22 protein-coding genes are annotated in these 20,713 nt (G+C 61.2%); 15 read left to right on the top strand and 7 right to left on the bottom strand.

Translation table 11 applies throughout. From position 1 onward, the window contains the following. The first annotated feature begins 161 nt into the window (after positions 1-161). Positions 162-416, top strand: coding sequence for a hypothetical protein (locus tag ACQ4V8_RS10110; protein ID WP_436571390.1), 255 nt, complete (start codon positions 162-164; stop codon positions 414-416). 31 nt (positions 417-447) lie between these two features. On the opposite strand, the gene ACQ4V8_RS10105 is transcribed toward ACQ4V8_RS10110, so the two are convergent. After that, a complete protein-coding gene (locus ACQ4V8_RS10105; protein ID WP_436571389.1) occupies positions 448-2,190 on the bottom strand; it encodes a methyl-accepting chemotaxis protein in 1,743 nt (580 codons plus the stop codon). A gap of 290 nt (positions 2,191-2,480) precedes the next feature. Here ACQ4V8_RS10105 and ACQ4V8_RS10100 point away from each other — a divergent pair, with 290 nt between their 5' ends. The 5 genes from ACQ4V8_RS10100 to ACQ4V8_RS10080 all read left to right on the top strand — a co-directional run bounded on the left by ACQ4V8_RS10100 (position 2,481) and on the right by ACQ4V8_RS10080 (position 6,717). Next, the gene (locus ACQ4V8_RS10100) at positions 2,481-3,851 is read left to right on the top strand and encodes a DEAD/DEAH box helicase (protein ID WP_010396472.1); all 1,371 of its coding nucleotides are present in this window, start codon (positions 2,481-2,483) and stop codon (positions 3,849-3,851) included. Positions 3,852-4,010: 159 nt separating this feature from the next. Next, positions 4,011-4,847, top strand: coding sequence for a 2-oxo-tetronate isomerase (otnI, locus tag ACQ4V8_RS10095; RefSeq protein WP_010396469.1), 837 nt, complete (start codon positions 4,011-4,013; stop codon positions 4,845-4,847). Between the two features lie 106 nt (positions 4,848-4,953). After that, the gene (locus ACQ4V8_RS10090; protein ID WP_436571388.1) at positions 4,954-5,760 is read left to right on the top strand and encodes a hypothetical protein; all 807 of its coding nucleotides are present in this window, start codon (positions 4,954-4,956) and stop codon (positions 5,758-5,760) included. After that, positions 5,745-6,218, top strand: a complete 474-nt coding sequence (locus ACQ4V8_RS10085) for a hypothetical protein (protein WP_010396464.1) — start codon at positions 5,745-5,747, stop codon at positions 6,216-6,218. Before ACQ4V8_RS10090 ends, ACQ4V8_RS10085 begins: the two co-directional genes overlap by 16 nt. A 127-nt stretch (positions 6,219-6,345) precedes the next feature. Beyond that, a complete protein-coding gene (locus ACQ4V8_RS10080) occupies positions 6,346-6,717 on the top strand; it encodes a TraR/DksA family transcriptional regulator (protein ID WP_070346519.1) in 372 nt (123 codons plus the stop codon). Positions 6,718-6,894: 177 nt separating this feature from the next. Here ACQ4V8_RS10080 and phbB read toward each other — a convergent pair whose 3' ends face one another. Beyond that, on the bottom strand, positions 6,895-7,641 hold the full coding sequence (phbB, locus tag ACQ4V8_RS10075; RefSeq protein WP_436571387.1) for an acetoacetyl-CoA reductase: 747 nt from the start codon (positions 7,639-7,641) through the stop codon (positions 6,895-6,897). 168 nt (positions 7,642-7,809) lie between these two features. Between phbB and ACQ4V8_RS10070 the strand changes: the two genes are divergently transcribed. Then, on the top strand, positions 7,810-8,676 hold the full coding sequence (locus tag ACQ4V8_RS10070) for a universal stress protein (protein WP_010396459.1): 867 nt from the start codon (positions 7,810-7,812) through the stop codon (positions 8,674-8,676). 20 nt (positions 8,677-8,696) lie between these two features. Here ACQ4V8_RS10070 and ACQ4V8_RS10065 read toward each other — a convergent pair whose 3' ends face one another. From ACQ4V8_RS10065 to ACQ4V8_RS10050, 4 genes are all read right to left on the bottom strand, one after another. Then, on the bottom strand, positions 8,697-9,053 hold the full coding sequence (locus ACQ4V8_RS10065; protein WP_010396458.1) for a hypothetical protein: 357 nt from the start codon (positions 9,051-9,053) through the stop codon (positions 8,697-8,699). A 196-nt stretch (positions 9,054-9,249) separates the two neighbouring features. Then, a complete protein-coding gene (locus ACQ4V8_RS10060) occupies positions 9,250-9,828 on the bottom strand; it encodes a glycine zipper domain-containing protein (RefSeq protein WP_010396456.1) in 579 nt (192 codons plus the stop codon). 317 nt (positions 9,829-10,145) lie between these two features. Then, complete coding sequence (locus ACQ4V8_RS10055) at positions 10,146-11,018, bottom strand: M90 family metallopeptidase (protein WP_436571386.1); 873 nt, start codon at positions 11,016-11,018, stop codon at positions 10,146-10,148. A 364-nt stretch (positions 11,019-11,382) separates the two neighbouring features. Beyond that, positions 11,383-11,883, bottom strand: coding sequence for a winged helix-turn-helix domain-containing protein (locus tag ACQ4V8_RS10050; RefSeq protein WP_010396453.1), 501 nt, complete (start codon positions 11,881-11,883; stop codon positions 11,383-11,385). A gap of 477 nt (positions 11,884-12,360) precedes the next feature. Here ACQ4V8_RS10050 and ACQ4V8_RS10045 point away from each other — a divergent pair, with 477 nt between their 5' ends. The 8 genes from ACQ4V8_RS10045 to ACQ4V8_RS10010 all read left to right on the top strand — a co-directional run bounded on the left by ACQ4V8_RS10045 (position 12,361) and on the right by ACQ4V8_RS10010 (position 19,939). After that, positions 12,361-12,597 (top strand): hypothetical protein, encoded by a 237-nt coding sequence (locus ACQ4V8_RS10045; RefSeq protein WP_010396451.1) that lies wholly within the window; start codon positions 12,361-12,363, stop codon positions 12,595-12,597. Positions 12,598-12,992: 395 nt separating this feature from the next. Continuing rightward, positions 12,993-13,994, top strand: a complete 1,002-nt coding sequence (locus ACQ4V8_RS10040) for an ABC transporter substrate-binding protein (protein WP_010396450.1) — start codon at positions 12,993-12,995, stop codon at positions 13,992-13,994. A gap of 42 nt (positions 13,995-14,036) precedes the next feature. Further along, the gene (locus ACQ4V8_RS10035; protein ID WP_436571385.1) at positions 14,037-14,846 is read left to right on the top strand and encodes an ABC transporter permease; all 810 of its coding nucleotides are present in this window, start codon (positions 14,037-14,039) and stop codon (positions 14,844-14,846) included. Between the two features lie 11 nt (positions 14,847-14,857). Beyond that, the gene (locus ACQ4V8_RS10030) at positions 14,858-15,649 is read left to right on the top strand and encodes an ABC transporter ATP-binding protein (protein WP_010396446.1); all 792 of its coding nucleotides are present in this window, start codon (positions 14,858-14,860) and stop codon (positions 15,647-15,649) included. Positions 15,650-15,771: 122 nt separating this feature from the next. Then, the gene (locus tag ACQ4V8_RS10025; RefSeq protein WP_196856466.1) at positions 15,772-17,667 is read left to right on the top strand and encodes a sensor histidine kinase; all 1,896 of its coding nucleotides are present in this window, start codon (positions 15,772-15,774) and stop codon (positions 17,665-17,667) included. After that, positions 17,667-19,013 (top strand): sigma-54-dependent transcriptional regulator, encoded by a 1,347-nt coding sequence (locus ACQ4V8_RS10020; RefSeq protein WP_010396441.1) that lies wholly within the window; start codon positions 17,667-17,669, stop codon positions 19,011-19,013. Before ACQ4V8_RS10025 ends, ACQ4V8_RS10020 begins: the two co-directional genes overlap by 1 nt. 105 nt (positions 19,014-19,118) lie before the next feature. Beyond that, a complete protein-coding gene (locus ACQ4V8_RS10015; protein WP_010396439.1) occupies positions 19,119-19,445 on the top strand; it encodes a hypothetical protein in 327 nt (108 codons plus the stop codon). A 32-nt stretch (positions 19,446-19,477) separates the two neighbouring features. Beyond that, positions 19,478-19,939 (top strand): hypothetical protein, encoded by a 462-nt coding sequence (locus ACQ4V8_RS10010; RefSeq protein WP_436571384.1) that lies wholly within the window; start codon positions 19,478-19,480, stop codon positions 19,937-19,939. Positions 19,940-19,963: 24 nt separating this feature from the next. Here the strand turns inward: ACQ4V8_RS10010 and ACQ4V8_RS10005 are convergent, their stop codons facing one another. Further along, complete coding sequence (locus tag ACQ4V8_RS10005; RefSeq protein ID WP_436571383.1) at positions 19,964-20,656, bottom strand: hypothetical protein; 693 nt, start codon at positions 20,654-20,656, stop codon at positions 19,964-19,966. Between the last annotated feature and the right edge of the window lie 57 nt (positions 20,657-20,713).

The following is a 20,713-nucleotide window of genomic DNA, read 5'->3' as shown; positions in this document are numbered from 1 at the left end:
TTTCCGCCCGTAAACTGGCGCATTTGCTGCATGCCAGACCAGTGCGATGCAGTATGAACGAGACATCTTGAAAACAAAAACGGAAAGAATGCCAAGCTATATACGATTTTTTCGATGATTAAAATTACGCGCATCGGCGCGCCACAACACCGGGAGAAAACATGGGATTTGAATTCAGAATTACGGCCGGCCTGACGCAGGAGCAGCGCCAGCACATCGCGCAACTGCTGGCCACACGGTCGCAAGCACCCGACGCGCCCGACGCCGCCCTGCCCGAAACCGATATCCGCTTGACGGACGCCGGCCTGTATATCTGCCAGCACCTGCGCGCCGATCCCTGGCACGCACTGGCATCATTGCGCGCCTACCTCGATGCCAGTGGCATGAGCTACACCGTCGAAGAGATCGATGACTAGGCCTGCGAGGCGCCCAAGGCGAGAGCGCTGACTAGAACTCTTCCCATTTGTCATTTTTGGCGAGACGTGAGCCGTCGCCCGCCTGCACGTTGCGCGGTGGCGGCGTCTTAGTCGGCAACACCTTGGCTGCGGGGCGCGACGCCGTGGCAGGCGGACGCGCCGACCAGCGTGCGCCAGCGCTCGCTGGCTTGCGGCGCGGCGCCAGCGGTGCGGCGTCCACCTGCGCCGTCTTGAACACGCTCACCACCTCGGCCAGCCGGGCAGCCTGCTCCTGCATCGATTCAGCCGCTGCGGCAGCCTCTTCCACCAGCGCAGCGTTTTGCTGGGTCACCTGGTCCATTTCGCTGATCGCCTGGTTGACTTGCTCGATGCCAGCCCGTTGCTCGTCGCTGGCGGCCGAGATCTGCCCGACAATGCTGCTGACCCTGTGCACGCTATCGACGATCTCGCGCATCGTGTGACCGGCCTCGTCGACCAGGCGCGCGCCGCTCTCCACCTGCGCCACCGAGTCGTTGATGAGGGTCTTGATTTCCCTCGCGGCGGCAGCCGAACGTTGTGCCAGGTTGCGCACCTCGGTGGCGACGACGGCAAAGCCGCGCCCCTGCTCGCCCGCCCGGGCCGCCTCCACGGCCGCGTTCAGGGCCAGGATATTCGTCTGGAAGGCAATGCCGTCGATCACGCCGATGATGTCGACGATCTTGCGCGATGAATCGTTGATCGAGCCCATGGTATCGACCACTTGCGCCACCACGCTGCCGCCCTTGCCTGCCACGACAGAAGCCGACGCCGCCAAGCCGTTGGCCTCGCTGGCACTGTGCGCGTTTTGCTGTACCGTGCTGGTCAGCTCCTCCATCGACGAGGCCGTCTCTTCCAGCGAACTGGCCTGCTGCTCCGTGCGTGCAGACAAGTCACTATTGCCCGCGGCGATCTGGCGCGACGCCGTGGCGATGGCCTGCGTGCCGCCGCGCACTTGCGTGACGATGTTCAGCAAGCTGGCCGCCATCTCTTTCAAGGCCTGCATCAGCTCGCCCGTCTCATCCTTCGAATGCACCTCCACCTGCACCGTCAAATCGCCCTGCGCCAACTGCCGGGCGATGTCGATCGCCGAGCGCAAGGGCGCACTGATGTTACGCGCCAGCCAATAGGCGAGCAGGACGGCCAGGACCAGCGCCGCCGCACCGCCGCCCAGTAAAGTCCAGCGCGTGCGCACCTGCAGGGCCGCTGCCGCTGCCGTGCGCTGGGCCAGCAAGCCCACTTCCACTTGGCTGATCTCGCCAAGCAGCGCCCGCATGGTATCCATGCCACGCTTGCCCCTGCCCTCCTTCACCCGCGCCAACACAGGCTCGATGGTCGCCGTGCCGTGCACCACGGCACGCCGCATGGCGATCACGGGATCGAGCGCAGCGGCCAGCCAGGCTTGCTTGGCAGCATCGAGCTTCGCCAGGCGCTCCTGCTGGGCCGGGCTATCACTGGTCAAGGCGCGCGCCGCCGCCAGGTGCGTGCCAAACGCGGCCTGCCCTTCCTTGTATGAGTCCAGCGACGCTTCCTCGCCCGTGATGACGTAGCCGCGCTGGCCAGTTTCCATATTAATCAGGCTCTCCAGGATCGCGCTGTTTTCAGCGAGCACCTGGTAAGTATGGGTATTAATGGCAGTGGCGTCGGCCAGCCGCGAGACATTCAGCGTGGCGACGCTGACCAGGGCGACCAGCAACAGAACGATGCTGCCGAAACCGCCATACAGGCGGCTGGCGATGCGAAGATCGGCGATACGCATGATATTGCTCCAGGAGTGAGCACCCCGGCACCACGGCAAGACCCGCGCATGGAGTGCTAGCACCAATATTAGTCATTAATGCGCATGGTGAGCGCGCCATAGGCATGCACTTCCTTTACCTGTGGCCTTGCGCACCTGAAACAAAATCGGCGGTTTTTTGCCATGCTGTTATACTTCGCGTGTGCGGCACATATGACCAGTCCCCTTGCCGCTGTCTTTCGACCCCTAATCTGATTGCCTGCGACTGGCGCCTCACGACGGCGACAGGCCGATCTCACAATAAAGTTACCATGTCCTTTTCCTCCCTCGGATTGTCCGACGCTATCGTACGTGCCGTTACCGAACACGGCTACACCGTGCCGACCCCCATCCAGTCGCAGGCGATTCCCGCCGTGCTGGCTGGCGGCGACTTGCTGGCCGGCGCACAAACCGGTACCGGCAAGACGGCCGGCTTTACCCTGCCCGTGCTGCACCGTCTGTCGACCGACGCGAATGGCGCGTCCATCACCAGCACCACTTCGACGCGCCCGATCCGCGCCCTGATCCTGGCACCGACGCGCGAACTCGCCGCGCAGGTCGAGGAAAGCGTGCGCGCCTACAGCAAGTACACCAAATTGAACTCCACCGTGATCTTCGGCGGCGTCGGCATCAACCCGCAAATCAAACAGCTCAAGCACGGCGTCGACATCCTCGTCGCCACGCCGGGCCGTTTGCTGGACCACATGGGCCAGGGCACGGTTGACCTGTCGAAAGTGGAAATCCTGATTCTCGACGAAGCCGACCGCATGCTCGACATGGGCTTCATCCGCGACATCAAGAAAGTGCTGGCCGTGCTGCCGCCAAAACGTCAGAACCTGCTGTTCTCGGCCACGTTCTCGGAAGAGATCAAGGCCCTGGCCGATGGCTTGCTGAACAAGCCAGCTATGATCGAAGTGGCGCGCCGCAATTCGACCGTGGAAGTGATCAAGCAAAAGATCCATCCGGTCGACCGCGACAAGAAGCACCCGATGCTGTCCTACCTGATCAAGTCGAACAACTGGACGCAAGTGCTGGTATTTACGCGCACCAAGCATGGCGCCAATAAACTGGTCGAGCAACTGGGTGCGGACGGCATCGGCGCCCTGGCCATCCACGGCAACAAAAGCCAGTCGGCGCGCACGCGCGCACTGTCCGAGTTCAAGGATGGCACATTGCAAGTACTGGTCGCCACTGACATCGCCGCGCGCGGTATCGACATCGATCAGTTGCCGCACGTCGTCAACTACGACTTGCCGAACATTCCGGAAGATTATGTGCACCGTATCGGCCGCACGGGTCGCGCCGGCGCCAAGGGTGAAGCCGTGTCGCTGGTCTGCGTGGATGAGCACGAAATGTTGAAAGACATTGAAAAGCTGATCAAGCAAACCCTGCCGCGCGAAGTCATCGAAGGCTTCGAGCCAGACCTGAACGCTCGCGCCCAGCCTGTGCAATTGCGCAGCGGCACCGGCGGCCACCGCAACAACAGCCGCGCGCCAGCTGGCGCCGTGGTGCGCGTAAAAACCGGCGGCAGCGGCGCCAAGCCACGCAGCGCCGGGCCAGCGGGCGGCGGCGGTGGTGGCAACCGTGGCGGCAATGCGCCGCGTTCGGCAGCATCGCACCGTTCCGGCGGTCGCGGCCGCTAAAACGCGGCCTTAAGGCGCCCCTTTCAGGCGGCGCTTGTCTGTATCAACAAGACGGTAAAACCGTTCCAGAACCTGCTTCTGGAACGGTTTTTTTACGCATGCTTACCTTTGCCGGTTTTGAGCTAGGATGATGTCCATCGTCCTCACCTGCGTACTGCCATGCCGAACTTCGCCGCCAACCTCAGCATGATGTTTACCGAACTGCCTTTCCTGGAGCGCTTTGCCGCCGCCAGGGAGGCGGGCTTCGATGCTGTCGAGTTTCTGTTCCCCTATGCCGTCGAGGCGCGCCAGATCGCTACGCGACTCGAACGTCACCATCTGCAACTGGCCGTCTTCAACTTCCCGCCCGGTGACTGGGAACACGGTGAGTGGGGCATCGCCTGCGATACGCGCCGGGGCGAACAATTCCGTCACTATGTGCAAGTGGCGCTCAACTACGCGTTGGCACTCGGTGCGAAGCAATTGCACTGCATGGCGGGCATCGTAGCGCACGGCATGAGTCTGGGACTGGCACGGCAAAGCCTGATCGGCAACCTGCAATATGCAGCCGACGCCTGCCTTCCACACGGCATCGACGTGCTGATCGAGCCAATCAACCGCTACGACATGCCCGCTTACTTTCTAAACCATAGCCAGCAAGCAGCCGACATCATCACCGACTGCCAGCGCAGCAATGTTTTCTTGCAGTACGACGTTTATCACATGCAACGCATGGAGGGTGAACTGAGCAACACCATCCGTACCATGCTACCCCTGATCCGCCACATCCAGATCGCCGACACGCCTGGCCGCCACGAACCGGGTACGGGCGAGATCAACTACCGCCACTTATTCAAGCTACTGGACCAGATCGGCTACGCAGGCTGGGTCGGCTGCGAATACCGCCCTGCCAGCGATACCGTGGCAGGACTGGGCTGGCGCGAGCAATTGATGGGAACTGCGGGAACTGCGGGAACTGGGGGGACTGCGGGGACTGCCGGCATCGCGGGAATTTAAGACAGCAAGCACAGTTGATCGCAGCACGCTTGCGCCCGCACAAGACAGCCAGCGCAGGCCGGCCTGAGAATACCTTTCCATACAGTATTTTCTGTCGAGAGCTCACGTGTCCGCCCTGCCTATCCGCCATCAGCGCGCCCTTTGCCTGCACATCTGCCTGGCCGTCGCACTGTGCGGCTGCGCCACTTCCCGCTACGACCTGGCGCAAGTGCGCGCCTTGGCCAGCGGCACCAATGCCCTGAACGCTTTCAGCGAACTGTCGCAGCGCCACGTGGACAGCTATCAGCGCGCGCGCCCCTATCTTTCGCCGGCCGAAGACGCGCGCGAACGCCTGCTCGATGCGCAACGCCGCGCCGCGCAAGCCGATGTCACGCGCCTGACGCAGGCCGTGCGCCTATACCTGCAAACGCTGGGCCGGCTGGCGCAAGCCAATGCCTATGACGTACAGCCCGAACTGGCCAGCGCCGGCGCCGCCATCCGCGCCTGGCCGGGCAGCGGCATCGACGATCGCCATGTTAACGCCTACACCCTGTTGCTGCAGCAACTGTCGCGCCTGGGCGGCTCCGCCAGCCAGCAGGCACACTTGGCGCAAGTGCTGCACGACGGCGACGCGCCGCTGCAAGCCTTGCTGGCCGCGCTCGACAGCTTGCTGGCGCTGTACGACAAAAGCGGCGATAACGAGCGCGACATGGTGCTCGGCTTGCTCGACGTGGAAATTGCGTATGCCGACACGCCGCAGCAGCGCCTGCTGGCCGTACTGGCGAAAAATATGCAGCAAAGCAAAGCCGAAGAATATCGGCTGTATGGCCTGCGTCATACGCTGGCGCGCCAGCAATTGGCGGCACTGGCGCGCGAACACGCGCGGCTCGCCGCCAGCCTGACCACTACGGAGGAAAAATGGACGGATCAGTAGGCAGGAGCAGCGGCAGCGAACGCCGCGAAGCCGCTCTCAGCAGCGCCATGCGCGTCGAACAACTGGCCGACAGCCTGTCGCAGGCGGCCGTTACCCTGCATGGCGCCGTCATGCGCGCCATCCGCAAGCGCGCAAGCCAAGGCGAAAACGGCATCAGCCACAGTCAGGCACAAACCGTCTTCGCCCTGGAAGTGGCCTTGCGCCAGCAAGCCAACCAGCTGTATGCCGATGCCGCCGGGCACACAGTCGCTGGCCTGGAAACGGCGCAGCGCCAGCTCAGCGGCCTGCTCGACACAGTGCGTTTGCACATCGCCCGCAACGACGACGTACGGCACTGGATCAGCCTGGCGACAAGCTTGTTGCATCTGGGCAGCGCCGTGCTCGGCGGCAATCCCATACGCATCCTCGGCACCCTAGACAAGGTGCGAGAGCGGCTACAAGATAGGGCACCTGGCTGATTCAGCCAGCAGCGAGGCGAGACAAACTGGTACCAGCAGATCATGCACGACAGCGCAGGCAGTAAAGCAAGCAGGGCGGCCAATTTTGGGCTAGCATCATGGAAGTAAGTGCTACCGGGTGATGACCATGAATCGATTACCGCAAGACCAGCTGCAGCACCTGCAAGGCGTGCTCGAGCAACGCAAGCTGGCGTTGCTCGAACAGATAGAGAACGAAGTGGCCGAGGCGGACGCGCGCGCCTCGCTGCTCAATGAAATCGAAGCCTCGCCTGCCGACAACGCCAGCGTGCGCACCTTGAACGCCCTCGTCAGCGAAGCGGCAGAGCACAACGTGGCGCAGCTGTCCATGATCAAGCAGGCGCTGGCCAAGTTTGCCGATGGCAGCTACGGCCTGTGCGACAACTGCGGCGAAGCCATCGGTCTGAAGCGCTTGAACGCGCGCGCCGAGGCGCGCCTGTGTATCGATTGCCAGACGCGGCTGGAAAAGGCACAACGCTAACGCCGCCATGGCAAGGCATGGCCCAAGGCAAGGCATCGCTGCCCTTCCCCGTGTTTCTTGCCTTTGCTGCCGCGACTGTCGTTGCCATGCGTCCGCGCCCCCGCGCCCATTGTGCTTGCCGGCTGGACGGATGACTGTGCCCTACTGCCCTTGCCCGACTGCAAGCGATACGCTTGCTTAGCTCATGTGCTGTCCGCCATTGATGGCGATATTGGCGCCCGTGACGAACGCCGCCTCGTCGGATGTCAGGTAAGCGACCAAGGCCGCCACCTCATCGGGCTCGCCCAGGCGGCCCACGGGGATTTGCGGCAAAATCTTCGTCTCCAGGATATCGGCCGGCACAGCCGTCACCATCCGCGTGCGCAGATAGCCGGGCGAGACCGTGTTGACGGTAATGCCATGGCGCGCCACTTCCAGCGCCAGCGCCTTGCTAAAGCCATGCACGCCCGCCTTGGCGGCCGCATAGTTGCTCTGGCCAAACGCGCCCTTCTGGCCATTCACGGACGAGATATTGATGATGCGGCCCCAGCGCTTGGCCAGCATCGGTTCGAGCACCTGCTTGCTCATGTTGAACACACTGTCGAGATTGGTGCGCATGACCTCGGCCCAGTGCGGCAATTCCATCTTGTGCATGCTCTGGTCGCGCGTGATACCGGCGTTGTTGACCAGCACATCGATGCGGCCGAACTGCGCCAGCACGCGCGCGACGGCATCGCTGCAGGCAGCGAAATCGCCCACGTCCAGGGCCAGGGGATGGAAAAAATACGCTTGCGCCCGCTGCTCGTCGAGCCAGCTACCCACGCGTGCATTGCCCGGCGTATGCGCGGCCACGACGGCAAAGCCTGCCGCATGCAGGCGACGGCACAAGGCCGTGCCCAGCCCGCCCATGCCCCCCGTGACCAGCGCCACCCTGTGTTCTTTCATTGTTATCTCTCCCCGCTTGTTATGGTTGTTCTGCGTGGCATCAAGTGTAGGAGCAGTTTTTATCGCCAGCTTTGCGCAAGATCAAGTGCTCAGCCTGACGCAGTCGTGCGCGGCAGGCACCCCGGTCTGTGCCAGAATGGCCATTACTGCACCGCAAGAGGCCAGGCCATGACGTATAAAACCGTATTGCTCCACATTGACGACAGCGCCGGGTGCGCCACACGCATCGCAGCGGCAGCCAGCATCACCGAGGCTTGCGGCGGCCACCTGACGGGCGTGGCGCTGACGGGCGTGTCGCGCCTGCTCTACCAGAACCAGCCCGACCTCGACGCCGACCCGAACCTGAGCTTGCACCTCAATTTCCTCAGGGAACGGGCAACGCGTTCGCTCGACGGATTCGATCAGCAAGTGCGCGCGGCCGGCGTCGCCTCGTTCGAGCAGCGCGTGCTCGACGATGAGGCGGCGGGCGGCATCAGCCTGTTGGCCCGCTATGCGGATCTGGTCGTCATCAGCCAATACAATGCCAAGGATAAATCGCCATCCGTGATGCGCGACTTTCCCGCCTATGTACTGCTGCATTCGGGCCGCCCCGTGCTGATCGTGCCGTACGCGCCGCCGCTGCCGCTGCTAGCGCCGCCCGCAGCGGCGCGCAATGTGCTCATCTCCTGGAATGCCAGCAAGGAAGCGAGCCGCGCCGTGACGGCCGCCCTGCCTCTGCTGCAGCGCGCCGGACAAGTCCATGTGGCCATCTTCGATGCCAAGGTACATGCGGCCGAGCACGGCGAACAGCCGGGCGCCGAACTGACGCACTACCTGGCGCGCCACGGCGTGGCAGCGCACCTGCATCTGCTCGATGGCGGCGGCGTGCGACGCGGCGATATCGGCGCAGCGCTGCTAACGCAGGCGATGCAGCTGTCGGCCGATTTGCTGGTGATGGGGGCGTATGGACATTCGCGCCTGCGCGAAACCATCCTGGGCGGCGTCACGCGCACGATTCTGCAGAACATGACGATCCCGGTGCTGATGGCGCACTAAGGCCGCTTGGGAGCCGCGCACTAACTGCCCTGCCAAGGCTGGCCGCGGATCTTCGCCACCTGGCGCTGCGCCAGCCACTGCCACAGCTGCAGCGCGTCATCCTGCGGCAGGGCCGACATGTGGCGCGGGTTGGCCAGGGCGATTTCGCAATCGCGGTCCGACCACTCCTCGAAAGTGACTTCGCCTCCGCTAGCGACCTCGACCTGATACATCAAACCGTCGTCGTAGCCAAAGCGCAACAAGACTGAGGCCGGGCTGCCGTCCGGCGCCATGCCGCCGGAATAGACTTCGGCTAGCGCATCGGCCAGCTGTGCCGGCGAGGGCGCGCAGATGTCGCGCCCATCGGTTCTAGTCAGAATGAACCATGCCTGTGTCATGACGCGCCCTCCTATCCATACTCGTTAGCATGCGAGGCAAGTACTACAGGCAGTCACCTTGGTCCAGTCTCACTACGGGCGCACGGAAACTATTCCTGTCGCCATTATTTATGAATAATGACGAATACTGAGAGGTATCATACCTAAATTTCGTACAGCGCGGAATGTATGCATGTTGCACCATAGCTACGCTGCGTCACGCCACCAGCACGGGAATGCTGAGCGGATCGAAGTCGTGCCAGTCGCCATTGGCAATCGTGCCCTCCGCTTCCTCGATATGCTCGGCGCCGAGCCGGCGCAGCGCCCCGAGCGCCAGCTCACGCTCGTCGGGACCGCCCAGCGCGACGGCGACCAGCATGCCCGGATGCCGTGGCTGGCGGCGATTTTCGCCATGTCGGTCGCCATCTCGGTCGCCATGCATTTCCGACTCACCCGCCTCCTTCATTTTATTGAAACTGTAGAGCGAGCCAACGTGGGCGCCCACCAGCGCCCCTACCACCGGACCCAGCGGCCCTGTCGCCAGCGTGGCGGCGGCGCCAATGCCCGCGCCCACGGCGGCCCCGACGGCCACGCCTTCCAGCACGCCTTCCGGCGTCTCGCGGGCGCCGGGTGAGACGTCGCGGTCACCGCCGAGCCCATACAGATCATGCTGCCCCGGCTGATTAACAAAGAAGGCGCTGATGCGGCTGGCGGGAAAGCCCACCCGGCTCAGGGCGACGCGCGCGGCATCTATCTGTTCCTGCAATTGAAAATGAGCTGCAATGATGTGTGACATGGTTCGGCCCTCCTGGTCAGCTGCGGACGCACCGTGCGCCACCGTTCCAGCGTGCGCCCGCCCAGCGCGAAATACCGTTCGCTTACGCACATAGCTGCTCAATCACATACGCAGTGATGCGCATGTGGCAAGCGGGCTGCGGTTATCGGACAGTGATTATCGTGCGCAGGCATGTTGCGCCCGCGCAAAGAAATCCTCGGGAGTGACTCGCTCCAGCACTGGCCTTTGATCGGGCCAGCAAACGCAAAGCGCCGCAGCGCGGCGCTGGCAAGCTAGGCTAGGCTAATCAGGGGCGGCTGCAGGGCTGAGGTGGCCGCTTAGCAATGCTGGGCAAAGTTGGGGAATGGCGCGGCCCTGTGTTCGGGCTCGACAGGCGGCGCCATCCAGTCGCGCGGGTCGACCTTGTAGTACTGCAGAAATTGCGCATACAGCTCGGCATGGTGCTCGGCCATCTGATACGGCTTTTCAAAGAAAGTTTCCGTGGCCACGGCAAAGAATTCGGCGGGATTCGTGGCCCCATAGTGGTCCATCACGCTTTGCTGCTCGAGCATGGCGTCGTGGCGCAAGTTATCGAAGTCGCGTGACAGCACGGTGGCCCAACTACGGTAGCTCGACACGCTGGGCAGATAGGGCGCGCCATTCGCGGCGCCCGATTCGCTGTCGAGCTGGTGCGCGAATTCATGCAGCACCACATTGTGGCCATCGGTCCAGTCGGCGGCGCCGCGCTGCACGTGGTCCCAGGCCAGCACCACGCGGCCATCGCCCCAGGATTCACCGAGCAAGCCGTTGCTCGATGGCGTCACCACGCCGCCCGGCCCCACTTCATTGCGCGTGACGATGAATTGCGTGGGATACACGAGGATGGTGTCGAGTTCCGGATACACGCGGGTCTGGCGATTCAACAGCAGCAAGCAGGCCTGGCCGGCGATGGTATAACGCATTTCATCGGTGATCTCCAGGCCGCCACAGCCGACGAATTTCTTTTGATACAGGAATTGCACGACGAGATCGCGCAATTGTTGCTGCAGCGAGGCCGGTATGCGCGCATACACGGGAATGTTTTTTTCCAGTATGGCCAGCGCCTCAGGTGGCAAGGGCCGTGCCAGGGCGCGCCGCAAACGCCAGCGGGGGAACCACAGCGACAAGGCGATGGCGGCCGTGACGAGGACGATCCACAGTAGCGGGTTCATGCAGCGACACGCTGCATGGCAGCGGGAGCAACGAGGGCAATAGGGCGCATAAGACTAAGGCAGACGGCGCTAAGGCAGACGGCGTAGGCACACAAGGACGAGCTCCTTCGAATGAAGCCGCAGCGGAATGGGCGGACAGTCCAGACCACATGGGGTTGATTGATATCTTTTCAATCCACCAAGCTCAAAGGGTCGGCTCGAACGCCAAAAGCCGGGTCGCAACCCGGCTGTCAAGGTGCTAGGAATCATGCCAACTGAATCATACCAACTAATAATAGTGCCAACTGTGCCAACGACAGGCATCGGGCCGACAGCCAGCAGCCAGCAGCCGCGCGGCCACTGCGGCACTGCGGCACAAACTTGTTTACTCTGCTGCCTTTTGCTGAGGCGCACCAAACAGCGCGGCAACGAGCGGGTCGCGCGTCACGGGACCGCGGTTGACGCGGATGGCGTAATGCGTGTCATCGGCCAGGATGTGGAAGTGACGGCCGCTGCCTGCCATGCTTTGTTCGCGCAGGCCGGGACGGTCTTTGCGTGGTGGCGCACCTTCGCGTTTCGGCTGGACAATGGCGGCCAGGAAGGCGCGCACGCGCTCAGGGTCCGGCGTGAGCTGGTACACTGCCTTGCCCAAATAAGTGGCGGTACCTTCGATGTAGCGGGCCAGTTCGATCACGCCCGCTTCGCGCAGGTCGCGAATATATTTGCGTGCACCCGATGGCGAAAACTTGAGGAACCAGGCGATTTCATCGGCCAGCATCTCGTGCAGCGACAATTCGCCGATCAACTTTTGCATGTTTTCGATGCGGCGTAGGGTGGCCGACGTCGAACGCACGCGCTCGATCGGTGCCATGGAGATGGGATTCATGCGTTCCGCAGGGACCGGGGCCGCACGCTCTATCATTTGCGTACCTTTTTCGGGGCTACGAAGTTCCTGGTGCGCTGCCTTTAATTCGCTCTTCACGTGAGACTGAGTCATTGCATGCATTTGAATACTCCTTTTAAACGATTGCCGGTAGCCCGGATTGTTAAATTCTTGGCAATTTTTATGCCAGAACACGACAAATCCTGAGCGTCTGGTCACAGAATGCCACCCTGCTTCCCCTTGGTCTGTGCGTTAACGAACATTAGAAGCAAGAAAGTGCGAATTATTTCCTCGGAGAATTATTTCTGTGCGACATCTAAATGCCGTGATATTTCTGCGTTCAAGGTGAAGTGGCGAACAGAATCATCGGCATTCTTGCAATAAATTCAAGCTTCACGCGAGGCGCAAGTACGAGGCGCACGCCCATCCACCTGCGCCGACCCCATCGCGACTATCTTGATACTTTACAAAGGACTCATCATGAACATGCCTGCCCTGCTAGCCGCTGCTGCCCTGCTCTCCCTGTCCGCCTGCAAGAAACCAGCCGAGGCGCCGCTGCCAGCAACGGCGCCCAACCCTACGTCCACCCCACAAGTGATGCCGGCCCCCGTCACGCCGGCCATGCCGGAAACGGGTGCGGGACGGGTAACGCCGCCTGCGCCGCTGACCGATCCGGCCACCACGCCAGCACTGCCACCGGCCACGGCGCCGAAGTAAGCGCGCCAGCCGGCAATCCATCAGGCGCCCACGCGGCGCCGCCCCTACTCCACGGGGGAGTTGCGCGTTGCCAGCCTGTTTGCAACGCGCTTTTTTACGATTAGAGTCAGCCACGCCACGAAGGTTCCACGACAGGCGCAGCGCCGGACAGCATCGAAGCGGTCCGCCGCGAATGCGGCAATCCGCACTCGCGTAACGTTCGCCGTGCGGAAAGACGGAATAGCGCCATTTTCCGTTTTCAACAGATTCAAATTAATCCTTTATAAACAATCACTTGCAATAAACTCCAAAATGCGCTCCACTGGCACGGAAGATGCTTTTATATGTTCATAACCGCCTCCAGAGCGGCAGCATGATCGACTATATAAAACCAACAACTTTTTGGAGACAACCGCATGGCAAGCACCTTCCGCATCTCGTCCTTATTGAACCCCAAGGCACTCGCCGTGGCCGTCGCACTGGCTGCGCAATTCCCGCTGGCCGTCCATGCGGCCGACCTGGTACGCCTGGGCAACCTGAAATTCGCCCATTACGGCGCCGTTGCCTATATGAAGGAAATCGCGCCGAAATACGACTTGAAGATCGAGGAGCGCATCTTTGCCAAGGGCCTCGACATCGTGCCGGCCATGATCGCCGGCGAAATCGACGTCTCCGCCAGCGCGCTGGAAGCGGCCATCACGGGCCGTGCCACCGGCTTGCCCGTGTATTTGGTGGGCGGCTTCGCCAAGGGCGGCGTGCAAATCGTCGGGCGTCCCGACCTGAACATCAAGGGCATTGCCGACCTGAAAGGCAAGAAAGTCGGCGTCACGCGCGGCGGCCCGCAGGAAATCTTGCTGTTTGCCGAACTCAGCAAGGCCAAGCTGACCTGGTCCGATAAGCCGGGCAAGGACGTGCAAATTCTGTACATGGGCTACCCGGACCTGAACCAGGCCCTGCTGACCCGCGACATTGACGTCATGAGCCAGTCCGAACCCTATTCCACGCAAGCGATCCACAAGAAATACGGCGCGGCCATCATCAAGCCGTATGACACGCCGCTGGGCGAGCCCGTGCGCGCGCTGGTGATGACGGAAAAAATGTACAAGGAAAAGCCGGCCGTGGCCCAACGCTTCATGGATTGCTTCGTCGCCGCCACCCGCGCCTTCCTGGCCGACCCAAAGCTGGCGGAAAAATACGTGCGCGAATCGATGTTCAAGAACCAGATCACTAGCGAGGATTACCGCGATGCCATCGACAATGCGATCTTCACGGAAGATATCAGCCAGAGCCACGTGCAACTGACCACCGACTACATGGTGAAATTCGGCGTGGGCCGCATGGCCAACCCACCTGCGGCGCAGGATTGGGTCAAGCTGGACCTGCTGGAAAAAGCCAAGAAATCCTATGTGCCACGCTAAGCACGGGCACACTAATCTGAAAGTGTCACGATGAATATTCAAATGATGAAACGCTTCGCGCACGGTGCCATCGTGCCCGTGCTCGTGCTGCTGTTCTGGCAGGCACTGTCGACGTTTGGCTGGATCAATCCGCAAATCCTGCCCTCGCCCTTGGCCGTGCTGGTGAAGTGGTATGAATACCTGATTCCCATGCAAGCGTACACGCCGGAGACGGGCAATTACCTGGTGTGGATGTTCTCGGGCGAACTGCCGCATGACGCCTGGGCCAGCCTGTCGCGCGTGCTGGGCGGTTTCGCCATCGGCGCCGGCCTGGCCTTGCCGCTGGGCTTGCTGATGGGCACCAACAAGACCATCTATAAACTGTTCGACCCGCTGGTGCAGGTGCTGCGCCCGATTCCGCCGATCGCTTACATTCCGCTGGCAATTTTGTGGTTTGGCCTGGGCAACCCGCCCGCCTTCTTCCTGATCAGCATCGGTTCCTTCTTCCCGGTGCTGATGAATACCATCGCCGGCGTGCGCCAGGTCGATGGTATTTATATCCGCGCCGCGCGCAACCTAGGCGCCAGCCAGATGACGATGTTCCGCCGTGTCATCCTGCCCGCTGCCACGCCGTATATTTTGGCCGGCGCACGCATCGGCATGGGCACGGCCTTCATCGTCGTGATCGTGGCGGAAATGATCGCCGTCAACAGCGGCCTGGGTTTCCGCATCCTGGAAGCGCGCGAGTATTTCTGGTCTGACAAAATTATCGCCGGCATGTTTACCATCGGCCTGTTCGGCCTGGCCATCGATATGGCCATGAATGCACTGAATAATCATTTGCTGCAGTGGCACCGCGGCCTGGAACACTAAGAGGAACGGCCATGACCACGATCAATATCAATGCAGTCAATAAAATCTTCACCACCGGCGGCGCCGACGTCATCGCCCTGAAAGACATCAATCTGGAAATCGCCAGCGGCGAGTTCATCTGCCTGCTGGGGCCGTCCGGCTGTGGCAAGTCGACCCTGCTCAACGCCATCGCCGGCTTTTCGCAGCCGACTTCCGGTCAGATCCTGGCCGGCGGCAAGCTGATCACCGAGCCCGGTCCCGACCGCGGCATGGTGTTCCAGGAATACGCGCTATTCCCATGGATGAGCATCGAAAGCAATATCGCCTTCGGCCTGGAAATCGCCGGCAAGACGCCGGCCGAAATCCGCGAACGGGTCGACATGCTGCTGAGCATGCTGGGCTTGACGGAATTTCGTGCCCGCTACCCGAAAGACTTGTCAGGCGGTATGCGCCAGCGCGTGGCGATCGCCCGCGTGCTGGCGCTCGATTCTCCGATCATGCTGATGGATGAACCGTTCGGCGCGCTCGACGCCTTGACGCGGCGCAACTTGCAAGATGAATTGCTGAAAATCTGGAAAGTCTTCGGCACCACCATCGTCTTCGTCACGCACTCGATCGAGGAATCGGTCTACCTGGCCGACCGCACCATCGTCATGACCTACCGTCCCGGCACCGTCAAGCGCGACGTGGCCATCGATCTGCCGCGCCCGCGCGACCCGAGCGACCCGGAGTTCAACCGCCTCAAGCGCATGCTGGGCGAGATGGTGATGGAAGAGCAGCAAAGGCACCATAATGCAGAAACGATGGCGAGCACCGCTGACTAATTGTCGTGCAAGCAAACCCGAGAGCAAGTGCCGGGGTCGGACCTTAAGGTCCGACCCCAGTCTTAGCCTTGCGGGTTTCAGCTTTACAATACCGGCGTATTTAACCCGACACACGGAGCACCATGGCATTCGGCAAATGGCCCCTGAGACCCGCGCTCGCCCCCCTGCTGGCCGTGGCGTCGCTGGTGCTGTTGACGTGGGCTTCGTATGCCTGGGTCAAGCAGCGCCAGCTCGATGAATTGCATCGCACGCTAGATTCGCGCGCGCAACTGTATGTGGCCTCCATCGGCGGCGCCCTCAATAAATACGAATTCCTGCCCCTGGCCGTAGCCCAAAGTGATGCTGTGGCGCAATTACTGGAGCAACCCAGCGCCGACAAAGTCACGCAGATCAACGCCTATCTGGTCGACATGAACCGTCGCGCAGGCGCCTTTGCCGTCTACGTGCTCGACGACAAGGGCACGACCCTAGCGTCGAGCAACTGGCAAGAGCGCAGCTCCTACGTGGGCGTCAACTACGGCTTCCGTCCCTATTTCAAGAATGCGATTGCGGGCGGCATCGGCCGCTTCTATGGCATCGGTTTCTCCACCTTCGAGGCCGGCTATTTCATTTCGCAGCCGGTGCTGCGTGACGGGCGCATCATCGGCATCGTCGCCGCCAAGGTCAACCTGGACTGGATCGAGCAGTCGTGGCGCACGCCCGGCGCGGGCGAACAGATCTGGGTCAAGGATGCGAATGGCGTGATCATCCTGGCCACCACGCCCGCCTTCAAGTTCAAGACCCTGACACCGCTGTCGCCGGCTGCGAAGAACGATATCAGCGCGCAGCGCCAGTTCCTGAACGAAAATCTACCCATCTTGCCGCACAAGGTGCAGCGCCAGTTCGTCGATGGCGCCAGCGTGATGACCCTGGAGCGCCCGCAGGCTGGCGACACTCCGGCCCTGTCCGGCAGCGCCGAGAAAGTGAACTACCTGGCCGTAAACCGCGCACTGGGTCCGCTGCAATGGCAAATCACGGTGCTGGCCGAACTCGACGATGTGAATGCGGCGGCGCGCAACGCAGCCATCGCCGCCGTGCTGGGCTGGGCCTTGCTGCTGCTGGCCCTGATGTATGCGCGCCAGCGCCGGCGCCGCATTGCCGACAAGCTCAATGCGCAACAGACACTGGCGCGCGCCTATGAACAGCTGGAAATCAAGGTCGCGCAGCGCACGGCCGATCTGGTGCATGCGAATGGCCGCCTGCAAGCAGAAGTGGCCGAGCGCGAGCGCGCTGAGCAGACCCTGCGCTATGCCCAGGCGGAACTGGTGCAAAGTGGCAAGCTGGCCGCCATCGGCCAGATGGCGGCCGGCGTCACGCACGAGCTGAACCAGCCGCTGGCCGCGCTGCAAACGTTTTCCGACAATGCCAAGGTATTGCTGGCGCGGGGCCGCATCGACGATGCACTCGATAATCTGGCGACCATTTCCGAGCTCGTCAAACGCCTCGGCTATGTCACCTCGCAACTGAAAGGCTTTGCGCGGCGCAGCGACGATGCGCGCAAGCCCGTCAGCGTGCGCCAGGCGTTTGCGCAAACCATGCTGCAAATGCGCACGCGCAAAAATGCGCAGCGCTTGACCCTGCATGAAAGCTGGCCCACCGACGACATCATCGTGCTGTGTAACGCCATCGGCCTGGAACAGGTGTTTAGCAACCTGATCACCAACGCCATGGATGCCGTGCCCGAAAGCGAGCCCGTGCAGATATGGTTTGAGGTGCGCCGCGAAGGCAACTACGCCGTGCTGCATATCACCGATAATGGCCCCGGCATCGCGCTGGCATCGCTCGACAAGATCTTCGACCCCTTCTATACCACCAAGGAACACGGGCTGGGCTTGGGATTGTCGATCAGCGCAGGCATACTGCGCGCGGCCGGCAGCACACTGGCCGTGCGCAACCGCAGCGCGCAGGAAGGGGGCGGCGCACAATTTACCATCACCCTCTGCTGCGCCCCGAGGGAGAGAGACGAAGGAAACATCTGATGCACGAGAATAATTTTGAAGGCATGCAAGTGCTGCTGGTGGAAGACGATGCCGTGGTGCGCAAAGGCGCCCGGCAATCGCTGGAACTGGCGGGCTTGCAAGTGACGGCCGTGGCCACGGCGGAAGAAGCACTGCCCTATCTGGTGCCTGAATTTGCCGGCATTTTATTGAGCGATATCAAGCTGCCCGGCATGGATGGCTTGAAACTGCTCGATATCGCCGTGGCGCAGGATGCCAGCCTGCCCGTGATCCTCGTCACCGGCCACGGCGACGTATCGATGGCCGTGGGCGCCATGCGCCGTGGCGCCTACGACTTCATCGAAAAGCCGTTTTCCGCCGACTTGCTGGTGGAAGTGTGCCGCCGCGCGCTCGACAAGCGCCATCTGGTGCTGGAAAACATGGACTTGCGCCGCCAGCTCGCGCAGCGCGTTGGCATCGAAGCGCGCATCGTGGGGCGCAGCGCGGCCATGGCCAAGGTGCGCCAACTGGTGCTGAGCCTTGCGCCAAAATCGGCCGACATCATCATCCTGGGCGAAACAGGCACCGGCAAGGAACTCATTGCGCGCTGCCTGCACGATTTCAGCGAACGGCGCGATCATCCTTTCGTGGCCATCAATTGCGGTGCCCTGCCCGAATCGATTTTTGAATCGGAACTGTTCGGCCACGAGGAAGGGGCATTCACGGGCGCGCAGCGCCAGCGCATCGGCAAGATCGAATACGCCAACGGCGGCACCCTGTTTCTGGACGAAATCGAAAGCATGCCGCTGGCCTTGCAAGTGAAACTGCTGCGCGTGCTGCAGGAAAGGCAAGTCGAGCGCCTGGGCTCGAACAAATTGATATCCGTTAATTTCCGCGTGATTGCCGCCGCCAAGGAAGACTTGAGCGTGCTGGCGGAACAGGGGAAATTCCGTCCCGACCTGTATTACCGCCTGAACGTGGCCAGCCTGACCCTGCCGGCGCTGCGTAACCGGCGCGAGGATATCCCCCTGCTGTTCGAATTTTTCGTGCTGCAGGCAGCGCTGCGTTACAGCCAGCCGGCCGCCATCGTCAGCGGCGAACTGATCGCCTCCCTGATGGCGCAGCGCTGGGCCGGCAATGTGCGCGAACTGCACAATGTGGCCGACCGCTTCGTGCTGGGCTTGCTCGACGATACGCTCAGTCCGGCCCGCTGCCGCGAAGCCTCGCTGGCCGAGCAGGTCGACACCTTCGAAATTTCCATCATCGAGCAAGCCTTGCGCCGCCACAACGGCAACGTCATCGATGCGGCTGCCAGCCTGAATATTCCAAAGAAAACTCTGTACGACAAGCTCAAGCGATTTGATATCTCGACCGAGCAGTTCCGTTAATTGCAAGCAATGTTCCGACACAGCCATGCGGCGGCGTCCTACCCGTTCAGGCGGGCGCACGTGTGACAATGCCAGCTCGAATCAACACTTGCACAGGACCCTGCCATGAAAACCGCCACCGTCTTGCTGGCCGCCACCCTGATGACCGTCGGCGGCGCCTGGGTGCAAGCCCAGTCGACGACGAATGTGAACCAGACGGGCAACCACACCAACAATGCCAAAGATCCGGGCCAGCAATCGGACGAATCCGATAAGCTCGACAACAAAGGCAAGGTCGTCGACGACGCCAAGCCAGCCAAGGCGCGCACGGATAAGCGCACGCGGCGCGGCAAGCCCGTGGCCACGCCGGACACCCGGGCAGACAGCGGAGCGACAACCTCCCCGCCAACCACGCCGGTAGCACCGGCAAGACCAGCAACACCGGCACGCTAAGTCACGCATCCAGCGCTGCGCCAGATTGCTCCTTGGCAGCTATCATCGCGCTGTTACAAGATAGTCTGGATCGCAATGCAAGCAGCATGCCGTGGGGTAGTGACGACAGTCACGGCAGGCGCGCTGGCCACCGCGGCCTGACAGGCGGCGCCTACGGTGGACGAAGGCATGGAGCTGACGACGGGCATCCACAGCGCACCGTCATCATTTTTGACGGCGTTGTGCTCGCCTCACCAGCACCTACTTCTTATCAGGAAATCATGTCGCCGATCGAACGCAAATGGTGGTTTGCCATGCCTGTCATGTTAATCGCCATGGGCACCACGCTGTGGCTACTCGATTGCGCGCGAGTACCACGCACGTACTCCTTGGCTTGGGTCACTATTTTCAGCCTATGCTGGGTGCCGCTGCAGCGTAGTCTTTCTTTTCTACTCTGGATATTGCTGTTGTGGCTGGCGCCTGGCCTGGCAGACAAAAAACTGTCCCAGCACTAGAGTCGCCCCCCGCCCCCGTTGCAGCTAGAAATCATGGCGATCAAACAACCATGCGCCATCCCTTTTCACAAATACAAAAGTCTCACGATGAGCGCCGTTGTCGGGCGGCATGCCGCGAAAATCCACGCTCAAAAAAATAGTCTGGGGATCGTGCACCGCCCAATTCCACATTTTTTTCGATATGTAATAATTTAGGTGATCTATTTTCGGAGGAAATCGCATCTGCTTGATCCCGTTACTGGTAGCAAGCGCGGAAAATGATGACGGGATTGCTCGAACCTGACTATAAACCTGGAAAAAGTCCATCACTGGATTAATAGCCTCTTTCACCACAGCCAAATCTTCGGCAGTCTTGATTGCAGAAAGATCCACCCTGTTTTTTATTTTCCGATTAGGTGGCTCCTTCATAAAACTAAAATCCAATGCTCTGACATTGACAGTTTTTTCCTCAGCAGCTACTACCCTCTCGGCAGCATGCCCTGGTGGCAGAATTACTCCAAACCCAAAAAAAATAACAAGAAAATAGAAGTTCCGCATCTTAACTCCCGCAAAATATTTCTGAAATTTATTTTTCAACATAAAAACAGGGCAAGCTTGTTTCGCATCTTCTTTCGCCATACAGCAGCCGCTAGCGATCTTGAAGCAGAAGACAGCGAGAATATCCTTCCCACTATTAAAATGTAAATATTTTTTTCGCTTTTTTTTGGAACTTTTCATCTACACATTTTTACCGATATTTGCACTTTTCTATGCCACATACTATTCCGACAAAGA

This window comes from Janthinobacterium paucivorans (genome assembly GCF_051380805.1).
Taxonomy (GTDB): Bacteria; Pseudomonadota; Gammaproteobacteria; order Burkholderiales; family Burkholderiaceae_D; genus Janthinobacterium; species Janthinobacterium lividum_D.
Note: the sequence above shows the minus strand (reverse complement) of the source record. Positions and strands in the feature narration are given on the sequence as shown.

Excerpts from the sequence above, each read along its gene's own strand:
- ACQ4V8_RS10060 (WP_010396456.1), bottom strand. The coding sequence starts at position 9,828 with ATGTCACACATCATTGCAGCTCATTTTCAATTGCAGGAACAGATAGAT.
- ACQ4V8_RS10040 (WP_010396450.1), top strand. The coding sequence starts at position 12,993 with ATGGCAAGCACCTTCCGCATCTCGTCCTTATTGAACCCCAAGGCACTC.
- ACQ4V8_RS10070 (WP_010396459.1), top strand. The coding sequence starts at position 7,810 with ATGACGTATAAAACCGTATTGCTCCACATTGACGACAGCGCCGGGTGC.
- ACQ4V8_RS10035 (WP_436571385.1), top strand. The coding sequence starts at position 14,037 with ATGATGAAACGCTTCGCGCACGGTGCCATCGTGCCCGTGCTCGTGCTG.
- ACQ4V8_RS10045 (WP_010396451.1), top strand. The coding sequence starts at position 12,361 with ATGAACATGCCTGCCCTGCTAGCCGCTGCTGCCCTGCTCTCCCTGTCC.
- ACQ4V8_RS10015 (WP_010396439.1), top strand. The coding sequence starts at position 19,119 with ATGAAAACCGCCACCGTCTTGCTGGCCGCCACCCTGATGACCGTCGGC.
- phbB (WP_436571387.1), bottom strand. The coding sequence starts at position 7,641 with ATGAAAGAACACAGGGTGGCGCTGGTCACGGGGGGCATGGGCGGGCTG.
- ACQ4V8_RS10110 (WP_436571390.1), top strand. The coding sequence starts at position 162 with ATGGGATTTGAATTCAGAATTACGGCCGGCCTGACGCAGGAGCAGCGC.
- ACQ4V8_RS10005 (WP_436571383.1), bottom strand. The coding sequence starts at position 20,656 with ATGAAAAGTTCCAAAAAAAAGCGAAAAAAATATTTACATTTTAATAGT.
- ACQ4V8_RS10025 (WP_196856466.1), top strand. The coding sequence starts at position 15,772 with ATGGCATTCGGCAAATGGCCCCTGAGACCCGCGCTCGCCCCCCTGCTG.
- ACQ4V8_RS10100 (WP_010396472.1), top strand. The coding sequence starts at position 2,481 with ATGTCCTTTTCCTCCCTCGGATTGTCCGACGCTATCGTACGTGCCGTT.
- ACQ4V8_RS10065 (WP_010396458.1), bottom strand. The coding sequence starts at position 9,053 with ATGACACAGGCATGGTTCATTCTGACTAGAACCGATGGGCGCGACATC.
- ACQ4V8_RS10105 (WP_436571389.1), bottom strand. The coding sequence starts at position 2,190 with ATGCGTATCGCCGATCTTCGCATCGCCAGCCGCCTGTATGGCGGTTTC.
- ACQ4V8_RS10055 (WP_436571386.1), bottom strand. The coding sequence starts at position 11,018 with ATGAACCCGCTACTGTGGATCGTCCTCGTCACGGCCGCCATCGCCTTG.
- ACQ4V8_RS10020 (WP_010396441.1), top strand. The coding sequence starts at position 17,667 with ATGCACGAGAATAATTTTGAAGGCATGCAAGTGCTGCTGGTGGAAGAC.
- otnI (WP_010396469.1), top strand. The coding sequence starts at position 4,011 with ATGCCGAACTTCGCCGCCAACCTCAGCATGATGTTTACCGAACTGCCT.
- ACQ4V8_RS10085 (WP_010396464.1), top strand. The coding sequence starts at position 5,745 with ATGGACGGATCAGTAGGCAGGAGCAGCGGCAGCGAACGCCGCGAAGCC.
- ACQ4V8_RS10080 (WP_070346519.1), top strand. The coding sequence starts at position 6,346 with ATGAATCGATTACCGCAAGACCAGCTGCAGCACCTGCAAGGCGTGCTC.
- ACQ4V8_RS10030 (WP_010396446.1), top strand. The coding sequence starts at position 14,858 with ATGACCACGATCAATATCAATGCAGTCAATAAAATCTTCACCACCGGC.
- ACQ4V8_RS10050 (WP_010396453.1), bottom strand. The coding sequence starts at position 11,883 with ATGAATCCCATCTCCATGGCACCGATCGAGCGCGTGCGTTCGACGTCG.